This window comes from Bifidobacterium commune, from assembly GCF_900094885.1.
GTDB classification, from domain to species: domain Bacteria; phylum Actinomycetota; class Actinomycetes; order Actinomycetales; family Bifidobacteriaceae; genus Bifidobacterium; species Bifidobacterium commune.
Window position 1 is genome coordinate 478,234 of the sequence record NZ_FMBL01000001.1, and the last position, 26,515, is coordinate 504,748.

Sequence of the window (26,515 nt, forward strand, 5' to 3'; positions counted from 1 at the left end):
GTTGACTGTCGCCTATTGACGACACGTGGAGTTAGAACTTTGTGGTCAACGTGACGGCTTGACAGGCTAAAGCCATATCCACATACACATACATGAAGTACAGAAACCACCTTCGAGCTTTGGTGTTCGTGTCGTTGCCGTAGCTGTCGCGTACAGTGGGAATCATGCCTTTCAATCAGCACATCATTGATAGCACCAAGTCCGAACGAGTGCGGCGTGTGGCGGAGCTTGAAAAGACCAAGGCGCGCAAAAAGTCCGGGAAGTTTCTTATTGAAGGTCCGCAGTCGGTTCGTGAAATCGTTCGGTGGATGCCTGAGGCGGTCGTTGATTGCTACGTGCAGACTGGTGATCAACAGCATGAAATGATATCGCCGGTAGTTGAGAACATCGCGGATGAGGCGGATAAGGGTGGGCTTTATATTCACAGGGTCACCGGTGAGGTGATGCATCGTATGAGCACGGATGCACAGGGTATCCTTGCTGTGGGTGATCTGGAAGTCATGCAGCGTTGTATGGACGAGGCGTTTACAGGCAATCAAACCGGTACCGGAAACGACACACAAGCCGTCCATAACTTATTGACCCGCGGAACAGAGATCAGAAGTGACGCTGAAATGAACCACATTTCAGATGGTACACTGACGACGCGGGCACAAGAAACATTTCATTCCGGTCCTGTAAGCAATACCGTTGCAGCGTTCTGGCAGATTCGTGATCCCGGGAACGCCGGTACGGTAATTCGTACTGCTGACGCAGCAGGTGCCAGAGCAGTGATATTCGTCGATGACTGCGTTGACAGGTTCAACCCCAAGGTTATCCGTTCCTCGGCGGGCTCACTGTTTCATGTGCCGGTTGTCACTATGGGCACCGAAGAGTTTTTCATATGGGCGTTGGGGCAACACAATGATCTGATAGCTGCCGACGTCTATGGTACGCAACAGAACAGGCCCGAGTCCCTGATTGAAGTCATTCGGAGCTATTACGAAGATGCAAAGCGAGGCAGGCGCACTAATGCTTCACACACGATTCTGTTCGGCAATGAAGCACGTGGTTTGCCGGACTGGGTACTTGAGCGTGTGAACAGTATCGTCTCCATCCCATTGTATGGCAAAGCTGAATCGCTTAATCTCGCAACCAGCACTTCGGTCCTGCTTTTTACATTGGCAATGGCTCGTGACATAGAACAAGGTGTGTAAAGAACCTGTCGAGATGGCAATCGTTGACTGCTGAAACGAGCATAAGCGGGCAAGACGGTATGTCGAGTCATATTGAAAGAATGAAAAGGCTGTAAACGCTTGGGATTCATGACTTTTCGTATATGATCGCAGATGTTTTCAAGATTTGAAAATCAAAGGAAAGGGTACTTGTGGCACAGAGTGCGGCATTCGATGCGGGAGCAGTGACCGATGCGGTCGCCGAAGCCATCGAGAAAATAAAGAGTGCCTCCACCGTGGAGGAGCTCAAAGCCATCAAGTCGGAGTACGCCGGAGCGGAATCGGTGATGACCCAGGCGAGTCGAGTCATCGGCTCATTGCCTGCGGAGGAAAAGAAGAGCGCCGGTCAGCTTATGGGTAAATTACGCGCTGATTTCGGACGTGCGTTGGGTCTCAAGGAAGCCCAAGTCAAAGCAGAAGAGGAGGCCAGACAGCTGGCTGAGGAAACGGTTGACATGACTTTGCCGGTCAACCGCAAGCCGCTGGGTGCTCGCCATCCGTTGCCCAAGCTGATGGAGGACATCGAAGACCTTTTTATCTCAATGGGCTGGCAGATTTCCACTGGTCCCGAGATTGAGAGCGAATGGTACGATTTCGACGCGTTGAACTTTGGTCCGGACCATCCTGCACGTCAGATGCAGGACACGTTCTATGTCAAAGGAAATCAGGCCAAGGACGCCGCAGGATTCGTGGGTAGTAACATGGTGCTGCGCACACAAACTTCGTCCGATCAGGTGCGTGCCCTTCTTACGCGAGGTGTACCGCTCTACATTGCCTCTCCTGGTCGTGTGTTCCGTACTGATGAACTTGATGCCACACATACGCCCGTCTTTCATCAATGCGAAGCCTTGGCTGTTGATAAGGGTCTGACTATGGGTGACCTGAAAGGTGTTCTCGACAAGCTCGCGGTGACGATGTTTGGACCGGAAGCCAAGAGTCGTCTGCGCCCAAGCTATTTCCCGTTCACCGAACCAAGCGCTGAGCTAGACCTGTGGTTCCCTGACAAAAAGGGCGGTCCGGGTTGGATTGAATGGGGTGGCTGTGGCATGGTTAACCCCAACGTGCTGCGTTCGGCCGGTCTGGATCCCGAAGTTTATACCGGCTTCGCGTTCGGTGTGGGCATGGAGCGCACATTGTTGCTGCGCCACGATATCAACGACATGCACGACCTTGTCGAAGGTGACGTGCGTTTCAGCAAACAGTTCGTGATGGGGGAGTGAACCGCAATGCCAATGGTAGATATTGACTGGCTGAAGGAACATGTCGAGGTTCCGGCGGGGCTCACATATGAGCAACTCGCCAAGGATCTGGTTCGCGTAGGGCTAGAAGAGGAAGAGATTCACGCTTCGCAGCTCACGGGTCCCATCGTTGTCGGTTATGTTGTGGATTGCACTCCGGAACCGCAGAAGAACGGCAAGGTCATCAACTGGTGTCACGTCGATGTCGGTGACGAGTACAACGAGACCGACGAGAACGGCAACAAGGTTCCGCGTGGCATCATCTGCGGCGCACCCAACATGGCGGCAGGGGAGAAGGTCGTTGTCGCTCTTCCGGGTGCCGTGCTTCCCGGTGACTTTAAAATCGAGCCGCGCAAGACATACGGCCATATTTCGAACGGTATGTGCGCCTCCGAACGTGAGCTTGGTTTGGGCAGCGACCACAATGGCATTATCCTGCTTGACAATTACGGTTTCAGCAAAGAAGAGGCCGACGCACTGAGGCCAGGTGACGATGCGATGCATCTGCTGCATCTGGATCAGCCGATTTTGGAAATCAACATCACTCCGGATCGTGGTTATACGCTTTCATACCGCGGTGTGGCACGTGAGTATCACCATTCCACAGGTGCAACCTACACCGATCCGGCCGTCGTGTTGAATGACGAAATTGCGCAGACTGTAGACAGTGACGAAAGCGACCTTCACATCGAGATCGAAGACAGCTTTCCGATTCACGGCGTCAACGGATGCGATCGTTACTACGCCCGATCTGTGCATAATTTCGATCCTTCGGCACAGACTCCGAGCTGGATGCGCCGTCGTTTGATGCGCGCCGGCATTCGCTCGATTTCATTGGCCGTGGATGTGACCAACTACGTGATGCTTGATTTGGGTCAGCCCATGCATGCTTACGACCTCGATAAGATCGAACAGCCGATTGTGGTACGTCGTGCCATACAAGGTGAGAACCTAACAACGCTTGATGGCAAAACCCACGAGTTGAACGTCGAAGACCTTCTCATCACGGATTCGCCCGACGGCAAGCGTGGTTCGCGCATCCTGGGTCTTGCTGGCGTCATGGGTGGATTGTACGGGGAAGTTACCGCGGACACTAAGAACATTCTTCTTGAAGCAGCACATTTTGATCAGGTGACTGTTGCGAGGTCCGCTCGCCGACACAAGACGCCTTCTGAAGCGGCGAAGCGTTTCGAACGTGGTGTGGACTACGAACTTCAGCCGGCGGCTGTACAGATGGCGTCTGATTTGTTGGCGAAATACGGTGATGCCTGTCCGTCAGGCGCCGCTGTCGATGTCAATAATACCGAACCGCGTGAAGCCATCGATTTCAAGCTCATCGAAACCAAGCGTCTGACCGGCTTGGATACTTCTGAGGATCGTATCCGCGAGATTCTTGAGGACATCGGGTGCACTGTTGAGGACACTGCGGTCGAAGGCCACATTTCCGTCGTTCCGCCCACATGGCGTCCGGATATGACCATGCCTTGCGATTTGGTAGAAGAGGTGGCGCGTCTTGTCGGTTATGACGAAATTCCGGTAACCGTGCCACCGGCACCGGTGAAAGGTAATGTTGGACTGACTGCCGACCAGCGACGTCAACGCGAAGTGGCCAACGAGTTGGCTGAATACGGTTTGATAGAAACACTGAGTTATCCTTTCGTCGGCGACGCTGATTTCAAGGCGTTCGGTTATGACTTCGATGAGATTAAACCGATAAGCGTGGAAGTCGCGAATCCGTTGGCTGGCGATAGGCCATACCTGCGCCGGACGATTTTGCTGACGTTGGCCCAGACCGTTCAGCGAAATCTTCGTCGCGGTATCGAGAACGTGTCGCTTTACGAAATTGGTCATGTTTATCTTTGGGATCCTAAAGCTCCTGCCATTCCGGCCTTACCCGGCGCTCTGCGTCCCAGCGACGAACAGCTTGAAGCTCTTGATGCTGGGTTGCCAGAGCAGCCGTTGCACGTTGCGGCCATTCTCACGGGAAAAGCGATCGAAACCGGTTGGATTGGTGAAAGCCGCAATGTGGATTACACAGATGCGCTGGAGGCCATGAGCCGTGTGGTCGATCGTCTTGGAGCGGATGTTTCCCTCGTGCAACCCGAACCTCAGAATGCGCCGGTTCAGTGGCATCCCGGACGTTGTGCAAAAGTGATGGTAGACGAGACGTTCGTCGGTATGGTCGGTGAGTTGCATCCGCATGTCAACGCCGATCTCGGTTTGCCTGAGCATTCCGCCGCATTCGAGCTGAACTTGACCGATCTTTTTGCCATGTTGAGTGGTAAACCGGTACAGGCCAAGCCTGTTTCCACGTTCCCGCCGATCAAGCAGGATCTTGCTTTCACGGTTCCCGATACGGTTACCGCAGCGCAATTGCAGCAGGTTATCAGGGAGGCAGTTGGCGACAATCTCGAGTCCATCGAGTTGTTTGACGTTTTCTCGGGTAATCAGCTGGGGGAACACCAGAAGTCGCTGGCTTATTCGGTTACTTTCCGCTCTCCGGACAGGACGTTGACCGGAAACGATGCCGAGGTTTTCAGGGCTGCAATCGTTAATAAGGCACAAGCCATCGGCGCTGAACTGAGGGCCTGAGCAACAAAGGGTCCTGAGCAACAAAATTGCAAGTCAGACATCTTAGGATGTTATACAATTACGGAGTCAGCGTGTCAATTCTACGTAGACTCTGTAATAACAATGTCATGGATATGGAAAGCGGCATGATGAACGAATCTCCCAACCCGTTTGACGGATTAGAACTGAAAGACAACCTTTCTTCACCCAACGATGTGCAGCCTGCCGGACAGAGTCCGGGACTGATGCCGTATGGTCAGGCAGGGGATAATCGTTCCGTGACCGATAGTGATGGTGCAACTGGGGAAATTCAGGCACGGCCTGTCGTTACGCAGCCGCAATATGGACAGACGCAAGCTCCTGAATTCGGTGCTTTGATAAGCCAGTTCCCTTCCGGTTACGACCCTTATCTTTACGGCAAGCCTGATGAGGAGGTCTTGCAACAGAGCGGCAATGATAGCCGGCTTCAGCAGAATCAGGGCAATAGAAACGGCAATGCTCACAATGGTGGTTGGAATGAGAACAACGCTAATCCGATGAACGGGTATTTTGGTAGGGGCAACGGCCAAAATGACCGGAGCAGCGTACCTAATGGCGGTTTCGGACAGATGGCCGGTAATGGATATGACGGCAATTCGAATGGGTTCAACGGTCAACAGCGGTATAACGGGGGTCAAGCGCCCTTGGCTGGTGGGCCGGGGGCGCCAGGGTATCAACCGGATATCCGCAACGGTGTTGATATGAATGACCCGATTCAGAATCCGCTGAAAGGTCATTGGGATCCGATGGCGATCGTTTCAATCATTCTGCTGTTTCTTCCTATCGTGTTTTTGCCGATTGTTACCGGGGCTATTTCCATGTGGCGAACAAAAAAATACCATATGAAGGGCTTCTGGGCGGCTGCTGTATGTGTGGCGTTGGGCGTGGTGACCACACTATTTCAGATTTGGCTTCTTACCAAAGGCATCAGCGCCGATGACCTGATGCAACAGTTGCTCAATCAATACTCGCCAAGCGGCACCGGCAATGGCGGAGACAGTCTGGTCACTGCGTGAATGGCAGAGTGTCAAAACGAAATCCTCATTCCATGATCAATTGGGATGAGGATTTTATTTTGCTCGAGTGCTTAGCTGAAGCTCCTCTTCTAACAGCAGATAGACGAAGATATTCGAATAGAGGTTCCTGTTTGTAAGGGCTTCGCCTTCCCGTCAAATACTTGTGACGAGTTGTCCGTTCGTGGATGCTGATTACTGCATCTCTATTTGGTGAAGTCCATAATGTGAATGAATAACTATGCGTAATGATGTATATATGTATTATAGCTCACGAAAAGATGGAAAGGGATGACATGGACGCAATGACAGTGGCGATAGCGGGGGCCAGTGGGTATGCCGGTAGTGAAATGCTGCGGATATTGGCCAATCATCCGTCGTTTAAGGTCACTACGGTAACGGGTGAATCCACGGCCGGCGACACGCTGGATCGGCATACAAGGCATATTCCCGGTATTGAAAATATGGTCATCGAACCGACGATGCCAGAAGTGCTTAACGGACATGATGTGATCGTACTTGCGTTGCCGCACGGCATATCCGGCAAGCTGGCCAAAAAATTACACGCAAACTGTGCGATAGTCGACTTGGGTGCCGATCATCGGCTTGAATCCGAAGGTGCATGGAAACGTTATTACGGTGGTGATTTTCAACGGCCCTGGACTTACGGCATGCCGGAACTCATCGTGGGCAAGGGGGCGAACGGCGAGTATGCATTCCAACGTGAAAATTTGCCGGATGCCTCACATATTGCCGGTCCCGGTTGCAATGTGACGGCGGTGACGCTTGCCTTCCAGCCCGCGTTGGCTGAAGGGTTGGTGCAGTTTGATGATATTGTCGCCGATCTTGCAGTCGGCTATTCCGGAGCGGGTAAAAGTCTCAAGCGAACAGGTTTGCTTGCTGCTGAGGCGCTTGGTTGTGCAACGCCGTATTCAATTGGCGGGGTTCACAGGCATATTCCAGAAATTATGCAGAATCTGGCTCATGCGGCTTGCGCTGGTTGCTGTAGTGGAAATCGTTTTGGCAGTGCTTTGATTGCCTCAACCTGTTCGAAGTCTCAAGCGGACGCTGCATCTGTGGCAAAGCGAATTAACGTTGGTTTTACTCCCGTTCTGGTGCCTATGTCGCGGGGCATCCTAGCGGTTGTTTCGGCTAAGCTTACCGACAAAGCAACGCTGCTGAGTGATTCTGAGATTCGGGCAATATGGTGGAATGCATATCGATGCCAGCACTTTATTCGCTTGCTGGACGAAGATGAAATGCCTTCAACCGCCGATGTGTTGGGTTCCAACATGGCAGAGATTCAGGTTGCTGTAGATCGACAGGCAGGGCGTTTGTATGGCTTCGCTGCCATCGACAATCTCAATCGCGGAACGGCCGGGCAATCGGTGCAGTCGTTGAACATCGCGCTCGGACTGCCGGAAGACCAAGGACTCACAACGATAGGAGTGGCACCATGAGCGTAACGTTTGCACAAGGATTTTCGGCTGCCGGTGTCAATGCCGGCATTTCAGCCAACACGGAGAAAAGTGACCTGGCCATGGTTGTTAACTATGGTCCTAGCGATGCTGCCGCCGGTGTATTTACTTCAAACCGTTTCTGTGCGGCGCCGGTGCAATGGTCGCGCAAAGCGTTGATGAATGGACGCATCAAGGCCGTGGTGCTCAATTCAGGTGGTGCAAACGCCTGCACAGGGCAAGCAGGTTTTGAACAGAGTGAGACTACGGCAGTCAAGGCTGCGCATAGTCTGAACGTCGATGTCAATGACATTGCGGTATGTTCTACGGGGCTTATCGGTGAGCTGCTGCCGATTGAAAACGTTTTGCGTGGCGTTGATGCGGCGCTGTTGGCATTGAATGACGATGAACAGGCGGGGCTGGATGCCGCTATGGCGATCATGACCACCGACACCAAGCCAAAGACCGCTCGATTGCAAGGTCGGGGATATCGAGTCGGTGGCATGGTAAAGGGCTCTGGAATGATTGCCCCTCAGTTGGCGACCATGCTCTGTGTCGTTACCACGGATGCCGTGGTCGATTCTGAACAACTGCAGAAGGTTTTGGAGCTTGCAGTCAACAAGTCATTCAACCGCATTGACGTGGATGGTTGCATGTCCACCAACGACACGGTGTTGCTGCTCGCCTCTGGTGCTTCAGGTGTTACTCCCGATGATGATGAATTCACCGAGTTGATTGTTCGGGCATGCTCAGATTTGGCTAGACAAATCGTCGGTGACGGCGAAGGATCCAGCCACGACATCAAGATTACTGTTAGTGGCGCGGAGAATGAGAAGGCAGCCCTAGCTTGTGCGCGCGCGGTCGCGGGCTCGAATCTCCTGAAATGTGCCATAAGCGGCAATGATCCCAATTGGGGGCGCATCGTCAGTTCTTTGGGTACGGTCCCTTCTCATGTCGCTGATTTCGACCCGTGTGAAGTAACTGTCGACATCAATAGTGTTCGTGTTTGCGCACATGGAGGTGCGGGCATCGACCGTTCCGAAGTGAACATGGATGAACGCCAAGTCGATATCGATATTGACCTCAACCGCGGCAACGCGGGATCGACGGTGTGGACCAATGACCTGACCCATGAATACGTGCACATCAACGCCGACTATGAATCCTGACGATAGGCCAGTACAGGGAGGATGCAGACAAATGAACTGGGATCTGTCCGTGATGATGATACCACTGTTAAGCATGCAACGGGGAAGATAATGACTCATAACCAGAAGCAGGTCAACCGATTTACGCCGGTTGATGCCGGAGTGACATTTGACGTTCACAACGATTTGAAGGATGGTCAAAAAGCCGAGGTGCTTATTGAAGCATTACCCTGGCTTGAAGAGTTTGCAGGGCAACGAATCGTTGTCAAATATGGTGGAAACGCCATGATTGACGATCGCTTGAAACGTTGTTTCGCGCAGGATATGGTCTTCCTGCATCAGGTCGGTATCCATCCCATCGTTGTTCATGGCGGCGGGCCTCAAATTTCGTCCATGCTCAATGATCTTGGAATAGATTCGGAATTCAAAGCGGGCCTTCGCGTCACCACGCCACAAATCATGAAAGTGGTACGGATGATTCTCACCGGTTCGGTTTCGCGTGAGTTGATAGGCCTGATTAATGAGCATGGTCCGCTCGCTGTCGGGCTTTCGGGTGAAGACGGTTCGTTGTTTGGTGCGAATCGGTACCGACCGGTTATAGACGGCAAAGAGGTTGACGTAGGTCTCGTTGGGGAGGTGTCCGAAGTCAATCCGTCTGCTGTGGAAGATCTTATTGCGCAGGATCGCATTCCGGTCGTTTCCTCGATTGCGCCCAATGCCGATGATCCCACTGAGGTGTTTAATGTCAACGCGGATTCCGCCGCAGCGGCGCTCGCGGTCTCCTTGCATGCGCGCAAATTGATTATTTTGACTGATATTGACGGGTTGTACGCCGATTGGCCCGATAAAAATTCCTTGATCAGCTACGTCGGCATTAATCGATTGCGTCAGATGCTCCCCAACTTGCAAAGTGGCATGGTGCCTAAGATGCGAGCCTGTGTACGAGTGTTGGAAGGCGGAGTGCCTCAGGCCCATATTATCGACGGTCGTATGCCACATTCCTTGCTTAACGAGGTGTTCACCAGTGCCGGAATCGGTACGATGGTGGTGCCTGGAGATGACCTGAAACTGCGGAAAGATCAGAAAGTGGACAACAATGAACCGTAATAATCTTCGTCGTAAGTTAACTGATGATGCTAAGTGCAAGTCCGAAACAAGAACCAGCACAATTGGTCCGCAAAGTGAGGATTGGATTACCGTCTATGAGCGGGTACACACTCACGCCTTCGGTACGCCGCTGCGTGTGATGGATCATGGCAAAGGCATGCGCGTATGGGATGTGGACGGCAACGAATATCTTGATTTTCTTGCAGGTATTGCCGTCAATTCGTTGGGGTATGCCCATCCGAAGTGGGTCAGTGCTTTGAGAGATCAAGCCGGAAAAGTGGCCCATGTCAGCAATTATTTCGCCTCTGTGCCGCAAATTGAACTGGCTGAAAAATTGCTCGAGATAGCCGGTGCCCCCGGTGGCTCTCGCGTGTATTTCGCCAATTCAGGAGCTGAGGCGAACGAAGCCGCAATAAAAATGGCCAGGCTCTACGGTCGGTCGTTGGCGGAAGATAACGCTGAAAACAGTGAACAGACTGTGCGTATTATCGCACTGACACAAGCGTTTCACGGCAGGACCATGGGGGCGTTGAGTGCGACGTGGAAACCCTCGATTCGTGAGTCTTTTGAGCCTCTTTTGCCTGCCGTTGAATTTGTGGAGGCGGGAGATCTTTCTGCCCTCGGTGCGGCATTTGACAAAGAGAATGATAAAAATGCCGGACCGGTTGCGGCGGTTATGGTCGAACTTATCCAAGGGGAAGCGGGTGTTCGTCCACTTGACCCGGAATATGTTAAAGGTGTCCGGAGGCTTTGTGATGAGTATCGAGCTCTGCTGATCGTAGATGAGGTGCAAACCGGCATAGGGCGAACCGGACAATGGTTCGCATTCCAACGAGATGATCTTTCCGGCGGTATCAATCCAGACATCATTACCTTCGCTAAAGGTGTTGCCGGCGGATTCCCCATGGGTGGTATGATTGCTTTCGGAAAGCCTTTGGCTTCCTTGTTTTCCCATGGGTTGCATGGTTCGACGTTTGCCGGCGGGCCCCTTGCGGCTTCGGCCGGATTGGCCACATTGCGCACCATTGAAGAAGAGAAGTTGCTCGGCAATGCGGAAGATCGCGGTCAGCAGCTGCGCAAGGCCGTCATCTCCTGCGGGAATCCGTTATTTGTTTCTGTGCGTGGGCGAGGCTTGCTTGATGCCATCGAGCTGTCTCATCCTTGTGCTCACGCCGCTATGGAGTGGGCGCTGGATCACGGACTGATCGTCAACGCTGTTGCCCGTGATGCTCTGCGCCTTGCACCGCCGCTGATTGCAAGTGCGGCGGATGTGCGGGAGGCGGTATCGATTCTTTCTCGTGTTCCGGTTGATTTGCCTGATGACTAAATGATATTTGTCAACAGATCATGTGACCACGCGGTCAACGGACGCTGTGACGAAGTCTGTCACTATGTGAATAAAAAATGAATATCTCGAATATATCCTGTATATTCCAGTAATGATGAAATAAAAGGAGGCGCCCATGACAGGTCAGTTACGACATATGCTGCGCGACGATGACGTCAATCACGACGAACAAAAGGAAATACTTGAGCTTGGTATGGCGTTTCGACGAAATCGTTATTACCGCCGCCCGTTAGAGGGTCCTCAGGGCGTTGCTGTTATCTTTGACAAGCCCAGTACCCGCACGCGTTCGAGTTTTTCCGTCGGCGTAGCCGAACTTGGTGGCTATCCGCTGGTTATTGACAAATCGGGATCGCAGCTTGGCCGTGGTGAACCGGTGGCTGATACGGCTCGTGTGCTCTCGCGGATGACCAGTGCCATCGTCTGGCGAACGTTCGGTCAGGACCTTGTCGAAACAATGGCGCAATACTCTGACGTTCCGGTCGTCAATGCACTTACTGACGAATTCCACCCTTGCCAAATTCTTGCTGATTTCCTTACGATCGCCCAGCATCGTGGAGGTGTTGATGCTTTGCAAAGTGTGACGATTGCCTACGTGGGGGATGCGGCCAACAACATGGCAAATTCGTATTTGCTTGGTGGTGCGACGGCGGGTATGAGCGTTCGTGTCTCAGGTCCTCAAGGATTCCTGCCGGATTCCGCTATTGTCGCTGATGCGGAACGCATAGCCGGTGAGAATGGTGGTTCGATTACAGTTACCGCAGACCCGCGTGAAGCCGTCGCCGATGCTGATTGCGTTTTTACGGACACCTGGGTCTCTATGGGTGAGGAGAGCGAATACACCGTAAGGTCCAAGCCGTTCTGGGGCTATCAGGTTAACGACGAACTGATGGCGCTCGCCAAGCCGGATGCGATGTTCCAACACTGCCTTCCTGCCTACCGTGGCAAAGAAGTGACTGCAAGCGTCATCGACGGGCCGAAATCAGTTGTCTGGGACGAGGCCGAAAATCGCCTCCATGCGCAAAAGGCGCTGCTCACATGGCTAATTGGCAAGCAACAAGATGATAAGGATTTGCTTACATGATGGAGATAAACCGTTCGGATATGACTGACGATGCCAACGAAAGAAAAGGCGGTTTCCCTGATTCATTAGTGGATGCGCAAAAAGTGCACAGTGATAAGTCGGAGCCGGTGCTACTGCATCCGATTAACCGGCCGGCTCGCCTAAGCGTCATTCAGGAAATTCTAACGAACTTTGTTGTTTCTTCGCAGGCTCAGCTTTCCGGAATGCTTGCTGATCGCGGCATTGAAGTAACACAGGCTACGCTCAGCCGTGATTTGGATGAGATGAAAGCCGTCAAGACAAGGCTTAAAAACGGTGAAATGGCATATACTCTCGGTGTGGAGCCTGAACGGGATGACGCAACGGCTGAACAGATTGACCGACAGCTTTCCCGTGGATTATCCGGCCTAATAACCTCTGCGGCTGCGGCGCGCAATCTTGTCATCGTCCACACCCCCTCAGGGGCCGCGCAATACATGGCCAGCGTTATCGACAAGCAACCTGTCGAAGGCATTCTCGGAACTGTGGCAGGCGACGATACGGTGCTTTTGGTCTGCCGGGATGATGAGGCTGCGCTCGGACGGGTGAAATGGCTTCTTGATATCGTCTCTCGTGGGAAGCGTGCGGGCAAACGCTGAGGATGTCTGCGCAGGTATGCGATGTGGACGTCGGTATCTGTTCGTACCCGTGAGCCGGTCTCAAAATGCGGACATCTGATTAATAGAATTGGATACTTATGCAAATAGATGTATATTAACTGTATAAAAACCAGGGAGAAAGGGTCATCATGGTCAAGAAGAACCGTATCGTACTTGCATATTCTGGAGGGCTTGACACCTCAGTAGCCATTCCGTATCTCAAGGAGCGTACGGGCAAAGATGTTGTCGCAGTCTCCCTTGATGTTGGTCAAGGAGGAGAAAGCCTGGAGACCATACGTCAGCGCGCGTTGGCATGCGGTGCGGTTGAGGCGTACGTTGTGGACGCCCGAGAAGAATTCGCCAGTGAATACTGCATGCTCGCCTTGAAGGCGAATGCCAAGTACGAAGGGGTGTATCCGCTGGTTTCGGCTATTTCTCGACCTCTTATTTCTAAGCATCTTGTTCGAGCGGCACACCAATTCGGCGCCGATACCATTTCGCATGGCTGCACAGGCAAGGGCAATGATCAGGTGCGTTTCGAAGTGTCCATCGCTTCGATTGATCCGAACCTGAAGGCCATCAGCCCGATTCGCGATCTTTCTCTGACACGTGATGTGGAAATTCAGTTTGCGGCGGATCATAAGCTGCCGATTACCCAGACCGAAAAGAGTCCTTATTCCATCGATCAGAATGTCTGGGGGCGTGCCATTGAGACAGGTTTTCTCGAAGATCCTTGGAACGGACCGACCAAGGACTGCTATACTTACACAGACGATCCGGCTTTCCCGCCGGTCGAGGATGAAGTCGTCATAGAGTTCAAGCGAGGTGTTCCTGTTCGCATTGACGGTAAGGATGTCACCCCGTTGCAGGCCATTGAAGAAATGAATCGTCGCGCAGGGGCGCAGGGCATTGGCCGTATCGATCTGATTGAGGACCGTTTGGTTGGCATCAAATCCCGAGAACTCTATGAGGCACCGGGTGCTGTCGCACTTATCGCCGCACATGAAGAGCTTGAGAACTGCTGTTTGGAGCGTGAGCAGCATCGTATCAAGCGAGATATTGACAAGCGTTGGGCCGAGTTGGTCTATGATGCACAGTGGTTCTCTCCGGCCGTACGTTCGCTCAATGCCTTCATTGAAGAAACGCAGCGCTATGTTTCCGGAGAGATTCGCATGGTTATGCATGGGGGCCGTGCTGTGGTAACCGGCCGCCGCAGCGACTCCTCTTTGTATGACTATCGTCTCGCCACTTACGATTCCGGAGATACCTACGACCAAAATGCTTCCAATGGTTTCATCTCGATTTACGGTTTGCCCGATAAGGTGGCCGCAGCTCGTGATGTGAAATTTGGCAATGGCATTGAGGTTCCTGACAACGCCGTTGAGTAATTGCCGGTAGTTTGTGCGATATCGCATGTCGTGTGTTCGCGATCTGCGAGTTTTCTGAATAAATTGGATAAATAGAGGAAAGCTATCGGTTGCGGCCTCGCCATGGTTGCATGGTCGCAACTTGCTCTATGGCATAGTCATGAAACGGTGCAGCAAGCTTTGCCGACGGCATTGGGCGGTTATTGGATAAAGGAAATTGAAGGATGAAAGAGCAAGACAACAACGGCAATGACGAACATCTGGCGCTGTGGGGTGGCAGATTCAAGTCCGGTCCTTCGCCTGAACTGGCTCGACTTTCGAAATCCACGCAGTTTGACTGGCGATTGGCTGATGACGACATCGCTGGTTCCAGAGCCCATGCTAGAGCTCTGGGCAACGCTGGACTGTTGAGCGATGACGAGCTCAATCGCATGGAGGTGGCTCTCAACGAATTGCAACGCCGTGTCGATTCCCGTCAATTTATTCCGATTGAGGACGATGAGGACGAAGCTACTGCCTTGGAGCGTGGTTTGTTGGAGATTGCAGGTGGCGAGCTGGGCGGCAAGTTGCGTGCGGGTCGCTCCCGTAATGACCAGATTGCCTGTCTGATTCGTATGTGGCTACGTCGGCATGCCCGTATGGTTGCAAGCCAAATAATTGAAGTAGTCAAGGCGTTAATGGATCAGGCGAAGAAAGTCGGCGATGCGGTGATGCCTGGTCGCACTCACATGCAGCATGCGCAACCAGTATTGCTTGCACATCAACTGATGGCCCATGTATGGCCGCTGTTGCGTGATCTTGACAGGCTTTCTGATTGGGACAAGCGGATGGATGAAAGCCCGTATGGATCCGGTGCCTTGGCCGGCAATACGCTAGGTCTTGATCCGGAGGCTGTAGCTCACGAACTTGGTTTTTCACATGTTGTCGAAAATTCGATCGACGGCACGGCAAGCCGGGATTTGGTGGCTGAATTTTCGTTCATCTGCGCGATTATTGGTGTTGACATCAGTCGTTTGAGTGAGGAAATCATCATATGGAACACGCAGGAGTTTGCGTTCGTTCGCCTAGATGATGCCTATTCTACAGGTTCCTCGATTATGCCGCAGAAGAAAAACCCCGATATTGCCGAACTTGCTCGTGGAAAGTCGGGTCGTCTTATTGGTGATATGACGGGTTTGATGGCTGCCCTCAAAGGGTTACCCACCGCTTACGCACGTGACCTGCAGGAAGACAAGGAAGCGGTGTTCGACCAGGTTGACACCCTCGAAACGCTGCTGCCGGCGTTTGCAGGGATGGTCCGAACCATGGCCTTCGATCTGGACCGTCTCAGGGCCGAAGCTCCAACCGGTTTCGCATTGGCCACCGATATCGCCGAATGGTTGGTCAAGCAGGGTGTTCCTTTCCGTCATGCGCATGAGCTTTCAGGCGCATGCGTGCAGGTTGCCGAAGGTCGCGGTGTTGATCTCTGGGACCTTTATGACGATGATTTCATAAGCATTTTCAAGGATTTCCTACCGGAAGATATGGCTGTGCAGGTTCGTGTGGTGCTTTCGGTCGAAGGTTCCGTTGAACAACGCAACGGAAAGGGTGGCACCGCCCCCGTACGTGTTCGCGAACAAATTGCGCAGGCGCAGCGGATCGTTGATCGGGCGGAAACATTCGCACAATCCATCAGCGACGGTCCGGCATACGTCAAACCTGACACATTGGGCTGATTTTGACATCGACTTGAGTACCATGACATGCTGTAAAGCGATGTTAAAGAAAGGCGTGAAACGGCATGACGTTGGGTTTCGCTAATCCGGTAGCAGCACTTGAGGCGATATGGGCGAAGCGTACGGTGAATCTGGCGGAACCTCCCGTCGGTGAACCGTCAGGAACAGAAACGTTCACAGGAGACGATACAGGCAAAGCGACCCGACTTCCGGCATTGACGATGTGCACGGTCGGTGATTCCATGGTTGCAGGATGCGGAACCGACGATCAGCAAGAGGGTCTTGTCCCAAATCTCGCCAAAGGGTTCGCTCAATCGCTTAAACGCGATGTCAAATGGGAAGCGCATGGCAAGTTGGGCGCCACCATGCGCCGGGTGCGTTATCGGATGCTTCCGGAACTGCTTAGCACAGGCAATCGATACGATTTTTTCATGATTTGTGCCGGATCCAATGACATCATGGCCAACCGTACGCTCGATGAATGGCGTGATGATCTTTCCGGCGTGCTTGAGCAGTCCCAGCTGCTGAGCGATTATGTAGTGGTTTTGGGGCCAGGTCAGATGCAGCACGAGCCGTCACTCGGCCGCGTGTTGCGTCGCGCGCTTGAACATGAGATGGATGAACAAGCCTTGGAAAGTCAACGAGTTTGTGATGAGTACAATGTTTCGTACGTCAACATGGTTCACGAGGACGTCCATGCTGATGAGCCGGGCTTCTTCTCATTTGATCGTTTCCATCCTAGTGCCGAGGGCTATCGGTACATGGCCCAAGGTGTCGTTGCCAAACTGGGCACATCATTCATGCGAGATGAAGAATAACCGGTGTGTTGCGCTTCACCTTCTAACCAATCCCGAATTGTAGCGAAAAGCCTTTCTGTAGGTCGGCCATTGGTGCAAAGAGCGACCTTTGCTGTCGTTGTCATCTGCGAAAATATGTGGGTTAAAGGGTCGTCTGACTCCGTTGGTTCTAACAACAGAATAGAGGAATACGGTTATGGCTCACGTCACCAACTTCAAGGAAGCGGGATTCGACTCCCTCTTCGATGAATTGAATTGGCGCGGGCTGATTTCCCAGTCCACGGACCGGGATCAGCTCGCCGACGCGCTCAACGGCGGGCCAATTACCTATTACTGTGGTTTTGATCCTACAGCGGCATCGCTTCATATCGGCAATCTCGTGCAGTTGATTAATATGCGTCACTTGCAGGAGGCGGGGCATCATCCCATCGCCTTGGTCGGTGGGGCCACCGGTTTGATCGGAGATCCCCGTCAGAGTGGCGAGCGAACGCTTAATCCTAAGGAAGTAGTGGAAGGCTGGGCGCAGCGGCTTAAAAAGCAGATCGGAACGATTTTGGTGACCGATGGCGACAATCCTGCTCGATTCGTTTCCAACTACGACTGGACCGCACGAATGTCCGTCATTGATTTTCTCCGTGACGTGGGAAAAAATTTCCGCATGGGCACCATGCTTTCGAAGGATACCGTTGCCAGAAGGCTCAATTCCGATGAGGGCATCTCATTTACCGAGTTCAGCTATCAGGTCTTGCAAGGTAACGATTTTCTGCATTTGTATGATAAATTCGGTTGCGCGCTCCAACTAGGCGGTTCCGATCAGTGGGGAAACCTCACCAGCGGTCTTGACTTGATTCGCAAGGTTCGCGGAGAATCCGTGGATGTGTTCACCAGTCCGATTATCACAGATAGCCAAGGCAAGAAGTTCGGTAAATCCGAAGGCAATGCCGTTTGGCTCGACCCAACGATGCTCAGCCCTTACAAGTTCTACCAGTTCTGGTTCAACCAGCCCGATGGTGAAATGCTGAAACTACTCAAGGCGTTTACATTCCTGCCAAAAGCCGAGATTGAGCGTCTGTCACACGAGGCTGAGATCAATCCCGGTGCCCGTGAGGCGCAGAAGACGTTGGCATGGGAAGTTACAAGTTTTGTCCACGGCGAGAAAGTTACCCAGGAGGCTCTGGATGCAGCTTCCGCGCTGTTCGGGCGCGGTGGTGACTTGAAATCGATAGGTTTCGAGACGTTGCAGGCTTCCATAGATGGCTTGAAAATCGAGAACGAAGAAGGTGAAAAGGTTTTCGCAAAGGCTGTTATTGGTGAGCGCATTGCTCAGGCCGCGGTTTCCGCGGGTCTGTTCAAATCTATTTCCGAGGCCCGAAAAACTATCAAATCTGGCGGAGTATACATCAACAACGAACGAGTGGAAGACCAGGATCAGGAATTAACAGGTGAGGATTTCTTGGCGAGCCATGTTGCGCTGATTCGTCGTGGCAAGAAGGCGGTAGGAGCCGTGGAACTTGGCTGAAACAGCATCGGTCTAAGAAGCCGAAATAAGGTGAAGGCAATATTCGTTTCATTGCGTCAACGTTCAAGAACGCAATGACAAAGCAAAAGGTACAGGCATTATGGCAGAAGAACAGCGCGGTAATCGTGGCGGCAATTCCTACGGACACGGTTCATCCCGTTCTGGAGGCGGATATCGTGGCAATGGTGGTTCCCGTGGGGGATTCCACAAGAGTGGGCATGGGGGCTATCGCGGGCGTGATGATGATCGTCGCGGCGGTTATCGAGGCAACGGCGGTCACCGCGACTTCCGCAGGGATGATCGACGTGACGGCGAGCGTAGTGGTGGCTATCGCGGCCGTAATGACAGCGATTATCGCGATGGAGGCCGTGGCGGTTATAGCCAGGATGGAGACCGCAAGGACTTCCATCGCAGTGATGATCGTCGTGGCGGCTATCGTTCCAGTGGTTATCGTGGGCGTGATGATGATCGTCGTGGCGGTCATCGCGGTAATGGCGGTCACCGTGATTTCCATCGTGATGGTGAGCGTGGCGGCTATCGTGGTGGTAACGATCGCAGGAACTTCGGCCGTGATGGAGAGAGGCGTGATGACGACCATCGAGACTTCAACAAGAGCGGATTCCGGCGCAACGACGACAAGCGCGGCGGTTACCGCGATGGAGGCGACCGCCGAGACTTCCATCGCAATGATGATCGTCGTGGCGGCTATCGTTCCAGTGGTTATCGTGGGCGTGATGATGATCGTCGAGGAGGATACGAGAACCGTGATCGTCGCGATAGCGACAGGCATGATTTCCATCGTAATGATGAACGCAGAAATGGCTTTAATGCGCAAAACAACCACCGTCGTTCGTCTCGTCGCGACGAGGAACATTCCGGATACAAAAGTCATATCGACCATCGCCACGATCGCACTGACAATCGTCGTGGCAACTCGCATAACGACGGCCGCGACCGCTACATGCATGAAGGACCTCGTCGCAACTCCGACGGAACGGTTTCCTTTCCTTCGCAAAACCCGTACACTGACCGTCGTCCTGGAGAGCCGAAGATGCCAAAGGGCATGGAATGGTCCATGCTTTCCAAGGATGAAAAGGAACGTCTGAGAGGACTTTCCAAGGAACATGCCGAAAACATTGGTTTGCACATCCTTGCGGCATATACTCTTGAGGAAAGCGATCCGGCAGCTGCTCGTGAGCATGCTGAATGGGTTGCCCATCAGGCTTCGCGTATTGATTTTTCACGCGAAACACTGGCCTTTGTGGCCTATCGTCAGGGTGACTACAAGACAGCGTTGAAGGAATTCCGCACCGCACATCGTATGAACGGCTTCAACGACTATCTTCCGTTCATTGCCGACTGCGAACGTGGTTTGAACAATCCTAAGCGCGCGATTGAAATGGCGATGTCCGATAACGCCAAGATGCTCAGTGGTGAATCGAAGGCGGAGATGTTCCTTGTTTACGCAGGAGCGCTGGGCGATTTGGGGCTTTGGGACAAGGCAGTCGATGTCGTCAACAAGCTTGCGAGCACCAACGGTCTGCCTGGTGCGTATCGTATGCGTGCTCTCCAAGCAGAACAGTATTTCCTTGAAGAATCCGGACGTGGGGAAGAGGCTGTTGATCTCGACAGTGTCATCGAACAGCTCGAAAACCAGTATGCCGACATCGATGAGGAGGATGCCGAAGACGTGGTTGTCGACCACGATCTCGAGCGTTTGCCTGATGAGATGATGGAAGAGCTGGGCATCACCGATGAAGATGCGCAATATGCTCCTGTCGACCCCTACGAGGATGACGAGCGACCGAAGCGTTATCAGGATTCCGATGAGGGCGTTTCAAACGGAGCGTCAGATGAAGATACGCAACGAGATGATGAATTGCAGTCGGAATCTGTTCGTGAGGATGTGACGGCTCAAGCAGATGTCGCGGCAGATGTCGAAGAGAATGCTGATCGAGTTGAGGTTATCAACGATTATGGTAATCCCTATGAGTCTCAGGAATCCATGGACGAGCGTCTTGCGGCAGGTAAGACCGAGGCAAGCCCGATGGTGCAAACCGAAGGTGATGCCGACGGGAGCGAGAACGACCTGCCTGCGCAAGAGAGCATTGACGGTGCTGACAGCGTTGAGGATCCTGCTGTCGAACAGGCCGAAGGAGATGTATCTTACCAGTCCGATGAAAGGGGGTAGTCGACAGTGCTCAAGGCTACCGAACAGCCGATCGAAGTGGCCTACGGGTTGGCGCTGCTCGATCTTGATGGTGTGGTTTACCGTGGCAAAAACGCGGTGGACCACGCTTTTGAGTCCATCTCGAAGGCGCAAAGCGCTGGGATGTCGGTGGAATATACCACCAACAATTCATCGCGATACCAACATACTGTCGCCGAACAGTTGCGGGGGTTTGGGCTGAAAGTTGAACCGTGGCAGATTATCACATCTTCCGTGGTGGCCGCTCGAATGGTTGCTCGCGAGGTGCCGGAAGGTGCAAATGTGCTGATGGTCGGCGCAGGGCATTTACGCCAGGAGCTCGAGCGGCAAGGGCTGAAGGTCGTTGAGCGTGTCGAGGACAATCCGGTTGCCGTTGTTCAGGGTTGGTATCCCGAAGTGACATGGAATGAGCTGGCCAATGCCAGCTATGCGGTCGAACGTGGAGCGAAGTACTTCGTCACCAATCGAGATCTCACCATTCCTCGTGAACTCGGTATTGCCCCTGGCAGCGGCTCGATGATCAGGGCCGTGATTACTGCCACAGGCGTCGAACCCGTGGCTTCCGCAGGTAAGCCGGAGTCCGCGATGTATGATGAAGCTCGTCTTCTCGCTTCGCATGACGGTTCCACACCCGTGCCGAAAGAGCGCTGTCTTGCCATTGGTGACAGACTTGATACGGATATTGAGGCCGGTAACCGCGGGGGCTATGATTCGCTCGTTGTTCTGACCGGTGTGGCTGATCCAAAGCAATTAATGCTGGCCGAACCTCATTTGCGTCCTACCTATATCTCACGTGATTTGCGTGACTTACATGAGGTGATGCCAGAGCCGAAATGTGTCGACCAACACCGTTTTGTCTGTGAAAATGCCACTGCTGAACTCGTCGATAACGAGGTAAAAGTCAGTGACACTAGTGACGTCAATGCATTGAGGGCCGCCTGTAATTTGCTGTGGTATCTCGCTGACTGCGGTGAGAAAAGCATTGCAGATCTCAGGCTGCCTGACTTCCGATTACAGGAGCGATAAGACCCGTGGAATCTCAGATGAATCAGTTGTCTACAGCGAATTCCAGCGTTTCGCAAGAACACCCTCGCGAATCTTTCGAAACGCTGTCTGGGCGTTATAGCCAGCTTAATGAGCTTCCCGAGATGGATGACGAGCGAAAAATCGAAGTATTCGGACAGGTGCTTGACATGCTGAACAATGACTTGAATCGGGACCAGGACTGAATTTCTCGACTGTGTATGTGAAGAGGTGGCTGAGAGTATGCGTTTGGATGCGTATATGGCTTCAATCGGACTGGTGTATAGTCGCAGTCAAGCCCAACGACTTATCAGTTCAGGTCGCGTCCATGTCGATGGCCGGCTGGTGAGCAAGCCGTCGTTCGCAGTTGATGAGCATTCAACGATTGATGTTGACAAGGGGGCTGACTATGTTTCGCGCGGTGCCTATAAACTGGAAGGTGCTTTTGAACGGTTTTCAGCGGTCGGCCTTAAGTCGCCCCAAGGGCGTAAATGTCTCGATATCGGTGCGTCCACCGGCGGTTTTTGTGATGTTTTACTACGGCGTGGTGCTGAAACCGTGATTGCGTTGGATGTTGGACATGATCAGCTCGACCCACGCATAGCCTCCGATTCGCGCATTATTGAAATGAGCGGAGTCAATATACGTGATATTTGTACGGATGACCTTCCATATCAACCGTCGCTGATTGTTTCCGATGTCTCGTTCATCTCTTTGACCTACGTTTTGCCAGTTGCCGCCGAAATCGCTGCACCCAATGCAGATACTGTTCTGCTGGTAAAGCCTCAATTTGAGGTCGGCAAGGGGCATCTCGGCAAGAACGGAATCGTAGAAGACCCAGAACTGCGTCAAGCCGCCTTGAACAGGGTATGCGATTGCGCGCAGCAGGTAGGATTCAACGTAAGAGGAGCCTGTCCTTCACCTATTTCCGGTACACACGGCAACAACGAATACCTGCTTTACGCCACCTTACGTTGAAGCTCGGGAGTGTTGTCTCTTCTCCAATTGCTCTCGATGAGTGTCACGTTGGAGGTTCGGTCCAAATCGAGATTTTGTTCGTATCTCACCTTACCGACGCGGGTGTTGCCCGAAAGACGCACGGTGTCGGCGTTGATACTGTCGCAGACAGTGTGGTTGAGTATCACTGTGTTGGCTTCAATGCCTTGAATCGTACTCGGCTTAAGATAATCGAGCATCCCAAATCGTTCGAACATTGTCGAGTAAAGTGAGGCAATCTCAAATCTAATGGCTTTGGAGGTGTCCGCGATTCGCACATGCCCCGCAATGTGGGAGCGTTGAGACTGGAACGAATGGCAGGTCAGTAACCCCGTTGCGTTTAGTGTTCCGTCGCACCGTAATTGATCGTCTACGATTAACTCGCCGATGAAGTCGATGCGGTTGACTTGTATGGACCCGCTCATGTGGATGTGTCCATGACCACTCAGACAATCGGCATCAATGCTGCCTGAGCCGTCCAGCATGCCGCCTTCGAGCCTGATTTGTCTGCCCGTGCACCCGTTTGCGCGCATAATTCCTTTAATCAGCAATGTGTCGAATGTAACCGATGGGGAAAGCACTGTGGTGCCTTGCGCGATGATCACATCGTAGTTTCCGTCCTTGATATAACCGCCAAACGTGTTGAGATTCACCGTCACCTTCTTTCTTTATCGTTTGTTTCCCGGGTGCCTTGTTGAGAAACTGCAGGTGCATTCCATATTCCTATCTAGCAACTTTGAAACGATGATGAAAGTCATGTAAACCCATTTCTGAAAAAATCAAGATTTCTTGATAAATAACTGGAGGTGCATCTTGTTTTTTTAAGATGGATTGCAGAGAAACCGTTGCAACAAAACAATGTCGTTATGTTTGAGAAGGTCGCTTCATGCAAGTATAGAGGTGCGGGAGTAAGCTCTAAATGTAGGTGCTATTCAGTTAGGATGTAGCCGATGACACTGTATATACAGTGAGAAAAACGTTGCGAGAGGGGTAAACAGTGGGTCGTATGAGGCACGCCGTCGTGGTAACGCATGCTCGGTTGCGTGACACCAGTGTTCTCGTGCGCGAGGCCGTCGAACAGTTGAAAAGGGCCGGTTTTGATGTCAAAGTTGTCGATAGTCTCAAACCTCCCATATTCGGTAATCCTTCCCCTGCTGTCGATGATGATACTGAAATCGTTGTGGTCCTTGGCGGTGATGGAACAATTCTTGGTGCAGCAGAGCTGGTATATGATAGCGGGATTCCAATTTTGGGAGTCAACCTCGGTCATGTCGGTTTCTTGGCTGAATTTGAAAGTTTCCAATTGAGCGAGGCCATCTCACGTGTTGCTGATCAGGATTACTCCATCGACGAACGCAGATTGGCAAGTGTTTCCGTGACTTCACCGGACGGGAAAAGAACAATCAGTGATTGGGCGTTGAACGATATCACGGTTCAGCAGGAAGAACATGATCACATGATCGAGTTGTCCATTGGTGTCGACGGGGTTGAAGCCAGTTCGTTCAGCTGTGACGGGGTTATTGTCTCCACCCCAACAGGTTCGACGGCATATGCGTTTTCGGCAGGTGGACCCATTATCTGGCCGGATGTTCAGGCACTGCAGCTCATACCCCTCGCCGCCCACGCTCTGTTCACCCGACCCATGGTCATCGGTGAGCATTCGTGTTTCTTCATCGATGTTCTTCCTGATTCGTTGACCGCCGGTTGGATTTGCTGTGATGGCAGAAGAAAGATGCGCTTGGAACACGGTTCTCGAACAACCGTACAGCTTTCGCCGTTGACCATTCGTCTTGCCAGCCTTTCCGGTGTGCCGTTCACCAACCGTCTTGTTACAAAGTTTGACTTGCCGAGTGTCAGTCTGCGACAGCATTCGCGTCTCGAGGAACGTAAACGTGAGAATATGATTGCCAGCGAATGTTCGAGGCGATCGACCGGTGAGCATACCGACGAGCTTGATTCGCGTCAGCGCCCTGCGAATCGAGTAAATTCCGAGGATGCAGTGGATGATGATGAATACGATGGTCTTACGGACTGGCGTGCTTGCGGCAGTAATTGATATGACTGAAGCATTTGTCAAGGAACATGCGAAAGGTGAATCCGATGCTTGAAGAACTCGAAGTCCGTAATCTGGGTCCGATTCGTTCCGCTGTGCTCAATCCGAGTGCCGGTATGACGGCCATCACTGGTGAAACAGGTGCCGGCAAGTCGATGTTGCTCAGTGCGATACGACTCATCTCTGGAGCGCCTTCTGGTGTCGGCAGTGTTGCCCAAGGAACCGAGGCTGCTTGGACCCAAGGGGTTTTCAATGTCGATGGAGCTGGAAAAGCCGAAAGGCTTGCACTGGATGCCGGAGTGCTGGATCTCGAAGAAGCTACCGGTGGAACGGACTTGGACGGAGTGGCAAGGCGGGAACTGTTTCTCTCGCGTACCGTACCTGCATCAGGGCGTTCGCGTGCTGTTTTGTGTGGTCACAGCGTGCCGCGAAATGTGTTGGCCGATGTCAGCGGCGAATTGATTACCATTCACGGTCAGGCGGATCAGCTGCGACTTGCATCAGCCTCAAGACAGCGCGACTTTTTGGATATGGCCGCCAACGATCTTGCTGAACGCGATGACTACCGTCGTTGCTGGGACCAGCTACAAGCCGTTGATGAACGTCTTCAACGTCTGACGAACCAAGAGGCGTCTGCTCGTCAGCGTGCTGATTATTTGCGTGAGTCCATCGAACAAATCAACAAGACGGATCCCAAGCCTGGTGAGGATGAGGCGCTTAAGGAAAAACGTTCGCGTGTTGAAAATGCAGCTGAAATAGCCCAAGGGGTAGCATCTGCACTGTCCGCCTTGGATACCTCGCAAGCTGATAGTGACACGGATACGCAAGGTGCCTCCCAGGCAATCGGTCATGCCATTTCAGCATTGCGCGCCATCCGTGTCGACGGAGCCTTTGGTGATGCGGCAGATCGGCTTGAATCGTTGAACGCCGATCTGGCCGACATCGTGTTTTCTCTCTCCAATGCGATGGATATCGATGAGGGCGCAGAAGGATTGGATGCGCTTAATTCCCGAATTCATCAGCTTGATGAGCTCACTCGTCGCTGGGGTCCGGCTCTGGATGATGTTATTGATTGGCGTGACAAAGCTGTTTATGAATTGGAAGACCTTGGAGCTTCTCCGGAGAAAATAGAGGAGCTAAAGACTCAACGCAAATCGGCGTTTGATGATGCTATGAATGCTGCGGAAACGTTAAGCAAAAAACGCGCTAGTGTTGCGAAAACGTTGGCGGACACCGTCACAACCGAGTTGGATTCCTTGGCGATGGCAGGAGCAAGCCTTGAAATCCGAGTCATTCAAAGGAACGCTAAGCGTGCTTCGAACGAAGCGAAGGCAGCCGAGCTCAACACGAATTCAAAACATGATACTTGGCCGTTGGATGTCAACGGAATCGATGATATCGAATTTCTGTTCACGCCATTCCCTGGTTCACCTCAGTTGCCGATGGGCAAGAGTGCCTCCGGTGGTGAGCTGAGTCGACTGATGCTGGCGTTGGAATTGGCGGTGGCGCAAAGACGTACCGCGCAAAGACACAATGCATCAGACCAAACAGGCGGAGTGAAGCAGAAGAAGGATGTCGGTGAGGTTTTAGTGACTGCAAGCAACTCGGATGTTGCAGATATGACGTTCATTTTTGATGAGGTCGATGCCGGCGTCGGAGGAAAAGCTGCGGTCGAATTGGGCAAACGCTTGGCTAAATTGTCTCAGACCTCACAAGTCATCGTTGTCACTCACTTGGCCCAGGTTGCGTCATGGGCGGATGCTCAATTCGTGGTTAGCAAAGGCGAGGCTATTCGCGGCGGGTCGAACGCAGCTGAAGATAAAGGCTCCGATGACACAGTTGCGAATGACAGTTCTGAAGGAAAAATACAAACGACTGTTCACGAAGTCACCGGTGATGCGCGCGTTCATGAGATTGCCAGAATGCTTTCGGGCAGTGAATCTGGAACCTCTCTTGAACATGCCAAAGAACTTCTTGAATCGAGCACGCTGGAGAAGGGCTAA

General features: G+C 52.6%; 21 protein-coding genes. 20 read left to right on the forward strand and 1 reads right to left on the reverse strand.

Annotated features, from left to right (window positions below):
* Positions 1-164 precede the first annotated feature (164 nt).
* From GA0061077_RS01805 to GA0061077_RS01890, 18 genes are all read left to right on the forward strand, one after another.
* On the forward strand, positions 165-1,196 hold the full coding sequence (locus tag GA0061077_RS01805) for a TrmH family RNA methyltransferase (protein WP_234696460.1): 1,032 nt from the start codon (positions 165-167) through the stop codon (positions 1,194-1,196).
* A gap of 170 nt (positions 1,197-1,366) precedes the next feature.
* Positions 1,367-2,434, forward strand: a complete 1,068-nt coding sequence (gene pheS, locus GA0061077_RS01810; RefSeq protein WP_091847212.1) for a phenylalanine--tRNA ligase subunit alpha — start codon at positions 1,367-1,369, stop codon at positions 2,432-2,434.
* Between the two features lie 6 nt (positions 2,435-2,440).
* The gene (gene pheT, locus GA0061077_RS01815) at positions 2,441-5,044 is read left to right on the forward strand and encodes a phenylalanine--tRNA ligase subunit beta (RefSeq protein ID WP_091847213.1); all 2,604 of its coding nucleotides are present in this window, start codon (positions 2,441-2,443) and stop codon (positions 5,042-5,044) included.
* A gap of 125 nt (positions 5,045-5,169) precedes the next feature.
* A complete protein-coding gene (locus tag GA0061077_RS01820) occupies positions 5,170-6,078 on the forward strand; it encodes a hypothetical protein (RefSeq protein ID WP_143249578.1) in 909 nt (302 codons plus the stop codon).
* A 293-nt stretch (positions 6,079-6,371) separates the two neighbouring features.
* Positions 6,372-7,535 carry an N-acetyl-gamma-glutamyl-phosphate reductase gene (locus tag GA0061077_RS01825; protein ID WP_091847215.1) on the forward strand — a complete coding sequence of 388 codons (1,164 nt, stop codon included), beginning with the start codon at positions 6,372-6,374 and terminating at the stop codon, positions 7,533-7,535.
* Positions 7,532-8,701, forward strand: a complete 1,170-nt coding sequence (argJ, locus tag GA0061077_RS01830; RefSeq protein ID WP_091847216.1) for a bifunctional glutamate N-acetyltransferase/amino-acid acetyltransferase ArgJ — start codon at positions 7,532-7,534, stop codon at positions 8,699-8,701. Before GA0061077_RS01825 ends, argJ begins: the two co-directional genes overlap by 4 nt.
* 90 nt (positions 8,702-8,791) lie before the next feature.
* A complete protein-coding gene (argB, locus tag GA0061077_RS01835; RefSeq protein ID WP_091847598.1) occupies positions 8,792-9,787 on the forward strand; it encodes an acetylglutamate kinase in 996 nt (331 codons plus the stop codon).
* Positions 9,777-11,114 (forward strand): acetylornithine transaminase, encoded by a 1,338-nt coding sequence (locus GA0061077_RS01840; RefSeq protein WP_091847217.1) that lies wholly within the window; start codon positions 9,777-9,779, stop codon positions 11,112-11,114. Before argB ends, GA0061077_RS01840 begins: the two co-directional genes overlap by 11 nt.
* 136 nt (positions 11,115-11,250) lie before the next feature.
* The gene (gene argF / locus GA0061077_RS01845) at positions 11,251-12,216 is read left to right on the forward strand and encodes an ornithine carbamoyltransferase (RefSeq protein ID WP_091847218.1); all 966 of its coding nucleotides are present in this window, start codon (positions 11,251-11,253) and stop codon (positions 12,214-12,216) included.
* Positions 12,213-12,833: an arginine repressor gene (gene argR, locus GA0061077_RS01850; protein WP_234696461.1), complete on the forward strand. Its 621-nt coding sequence runs from the start codon at positions 12,213-12,215 to the stop codon at positions 12,831-12,833. The genes argF and argR overlap by 4 nt, the downstream gene beginning before the upstream one ends.
* Before the next feature lie 149 nt (positions 12,834-12,982).
* Positions 12,983-14,221, forward strand: coding sequence for an argininosuccinate synthase (locus tag GA0061077_RS01855; protein ID WP_091847219.1), 1,239 nt, complete (start codon positions 12,983-12,985; stop codon positions 14,219-14,221).
* A 203-nt stretch (positions 14,222-14,424) separates the two neighbouring features.
* Positions 14,425-15,915 carry an argininosuccinate lyase gene (gene argH, locus GA0061077_RS01860; RefSeq protein ID WP_091847220.1) on the forward strand — a complete coding sequence of 497 codons (1,491 nt, stop codon included), beginning with the start codon at positions 14,425-14,427 and terminating at the stop codon, positions 15,913-15,915.
* Positions 15,916-15,980: 65 nt separating this feature from the next.
* The gene (locus GA0061077_RS01865) at positions 15,981-16,733 is read left to right on the forward strand and encodes a GDSL-type esterase/lipase family protein (RefSeq protein ID WP_091847221.1); all 753 of its coding nucleotides are present in this window, start codon (positions 15,981-15,983) and stop codon (positions 16,731-16,733) included.
* A gap of 175 nt (positions 16,734-16,908) precedes the next feature.
* A complete protein-coding gene (gene tyrS, locus GA0061077_RS01870; RefSeq protein ID WP_091847222.1) occupies positions 16,909-18,231 on the forward strand; it encodes a tyrosine--tRNA ligase in 1,323 nt (440 codons plus the stop codon).
* A 100-nt stretch (positions 18,232-18,331) separates the two neighbouring features.
* On the forward strand, positions 18,332-20,422 hold the full coding sequence (locus GA0061077_RS07040; protein WP_234696462.1) for a helicase: 2,091 nt from the start codon (positions 18,332-18,334) through the stop codon (positions 20,420-20,422).
* A gap of 6 nt (positions 20,423-20,428) precedes the next feature.
* Positions 20,429-21,466 (forward strand): HAD-IIA family hydrolase, encoded by a 1,038-nt coding sequence (locus GA0061077_RS01880; protein ID WP_091847223.1) that lies wholly within the window; start codon positions 20,429-20,431, stop codon positions 21,464-21,466.
* 17 nt (positions 21,467-21,483) lie between these two features.
* Positions 21,484-21,669, forward strand: a complete 186-nt coding sequence (locus tag GA0061077_RS01885; RefSeq protein ID WP_091847224.1) for a hypothetical protein — start codon at positions 21,484-21,486, stop codon at positions 21,667-21,669.
* Positions 21,670-21,706: 37 nt separating this feature from the next.
* A complete protein-coding gene (locus GA0061077_RS01890; protein WP_091847225.1) occupies positions 21,707-22,441 on the forward strand; it encodes a TlyA family RNA methyltransferase in 735 nt (244 codons plus the stop codon).
* Here GA0061077_RS01890 and GA0061077_RS01895 read toward each other — a convergent pair.
* Positions 22,423-23,112: a hypothetical protein gene (locus GA0061077_RS01895; protein WP_091847226.1), complete on the reverse strand. Its 690-nt coding sequence runs from the start codon at positions 23,110-23,112 to the stop codon at positions 22,423-22,425. The two genes, GA0061077_RS01890 and GA0061077_RS01895, sit on opposite strands and share 19 nt — an antisense overlap.
* 353 nt (positions 23,113-23,465) lie before the next feature.
* Here GA0061077_RS01895 and GA0061077_RS01900 point away from each other — a divergent pair, with 353 nt between their 5' ends.
* Both GA0061077_RS01900 and GA0061077_RS01905 read left to right on the forward strand, forming a co-directional pair.
* Positions 23,466-24,515, forward strand: coding sequence for an NAD kinase (locus GA0061077_RS01900; protein WP_091847227.1), 1,050 nt, complete (start codon positions 23,466-23,468; stop codon positions 24,513-24,515).
* 44 nt (positions 24,516-24,559) lie between these two features.
* Complete coding sequence (locus GA0061077_RS01905) at positions 24,560-26,515, forward strand: DNA repair protein RecN (RefSeq protein ID WP_091847228.1); 1,956 nt, start codon at positions 24,560-24,562, stop codon at positions 26,513-26,515.

Coding starts and splice junctions, on each gene's coding strand:
- GA0061077_RS01805 (WP_234696460.1), top strand. CDS start 165: ATGCCTTTCAATCAGCACATCATTGATAGCACCAAGTCCGAACGAGTG.
- pheT (WP_091847213.1), top strand. CDS start 2,441: ATGCCAATGGTAGATATTGACTGGCTGAAGGAACATGTCGAGGTTCCG.
- GA0061077_RS01820 (WP_143249578.1), top strand. CDS start 5,170: ATGATGAACGAATCTCCCAACCCGTTTGACGGATTAGAACTGAAAGAC.
- GA0061077_RS01825 (WP_091847215.1), top strand. CDS start 6,372: ATGGACGCAATGACAGTGGCGATAGCGGGGGCCAGTGGGTATGCCGGT.
- argJ (WP_091847216.1), top strand. CDS start 7,532: ATGAGCGTAACGTTTGCACAAGGATTTTCGGCTGCCGGTGTCAATGCC.
- argB (WP_091847598.1), top strand. CDS start 8,792: ATGACTCATAACCAGAAGCAGGTCAACCGATTTACGCCGGTTGATGCC.
- GA0061077_RS01840 (WP_091847217.1), top strand. CDS start 9,777: ATGAACCGTAATAATCTTCGTCGTAAGTTAACTGATGATGCTAAGTGC.
- argF (WP_091847218.1), top strand. CDS start 11,251: ATGACAGGTCAGTTACGACATATGCTGCGCGACGATGACGTCAATCAC.
- argR (WP_234696461.1), top strand. CDS start 12,213: ATGATGGAGATAAACCGTTCGGATATGACTGACGATGCCAACGAAAGA.
- GA0061077_RS01855 (WP_091847219.1), top strand. CDS start 12,983: ATGGTCAAGAAGAACCGTATCGTACTTGCATATTCTGGAGGGCTTGAC.
- argH (WP_091847220.1), top strand. CDS start 14,425: ATGAAAGAGCAAGACAACAACGGCAATGACGAACATCTGGCGCTGTGG.
- GA0061077_RS01865 (WP_091847221.1), top strand. CDS start 15,981: ATGACGTTGGGTTTCGCTAATCCGGTAGCAGCACTTGAGGCGATATGG.
- tyrS (WP_091847222.1), top strand. CDS start 16,909: ATGGCTCACGTCACCAACTTCAAGGAAGCGGGATTCGACTCCCTCTTC.
- GA0061077_RS07040 (WP_234696462.1), top strand. CDS start 18,332: ATGGCAGAAGAACAGCGCGGTAATCGTGGCGGCAATTCCTACGGACAC.
- GA0061077_RS01885 (WP_091847224.1), top strand. CDS start 21,484: ATGAATCAGTTGTCTACAGCGAATTCCAGCGTTTCGCAAGAACACCCT.
- GA0061077_RS01890 (WP_091847225.1), top strand. CDS start 21,707: ATGCGTTTGGATGCGTATATGGCTTCAATCGGACTGGTGTATAGTCGC.
- GA0061077_RS01900 (WP_091847227.1), top strand. CDS start 23,466: ATGAGGCACGCCGTCGTGGTAACGCATGCTCGGTTGCGTGACACCAGT.
- GA0061077_RS01905 (WP_091847228.1), top strand. CDS start 24,560: ATGCTTGAAGAACTCGAAGTCCGTAATCTGGGTCCGATTCGTTCCGCT.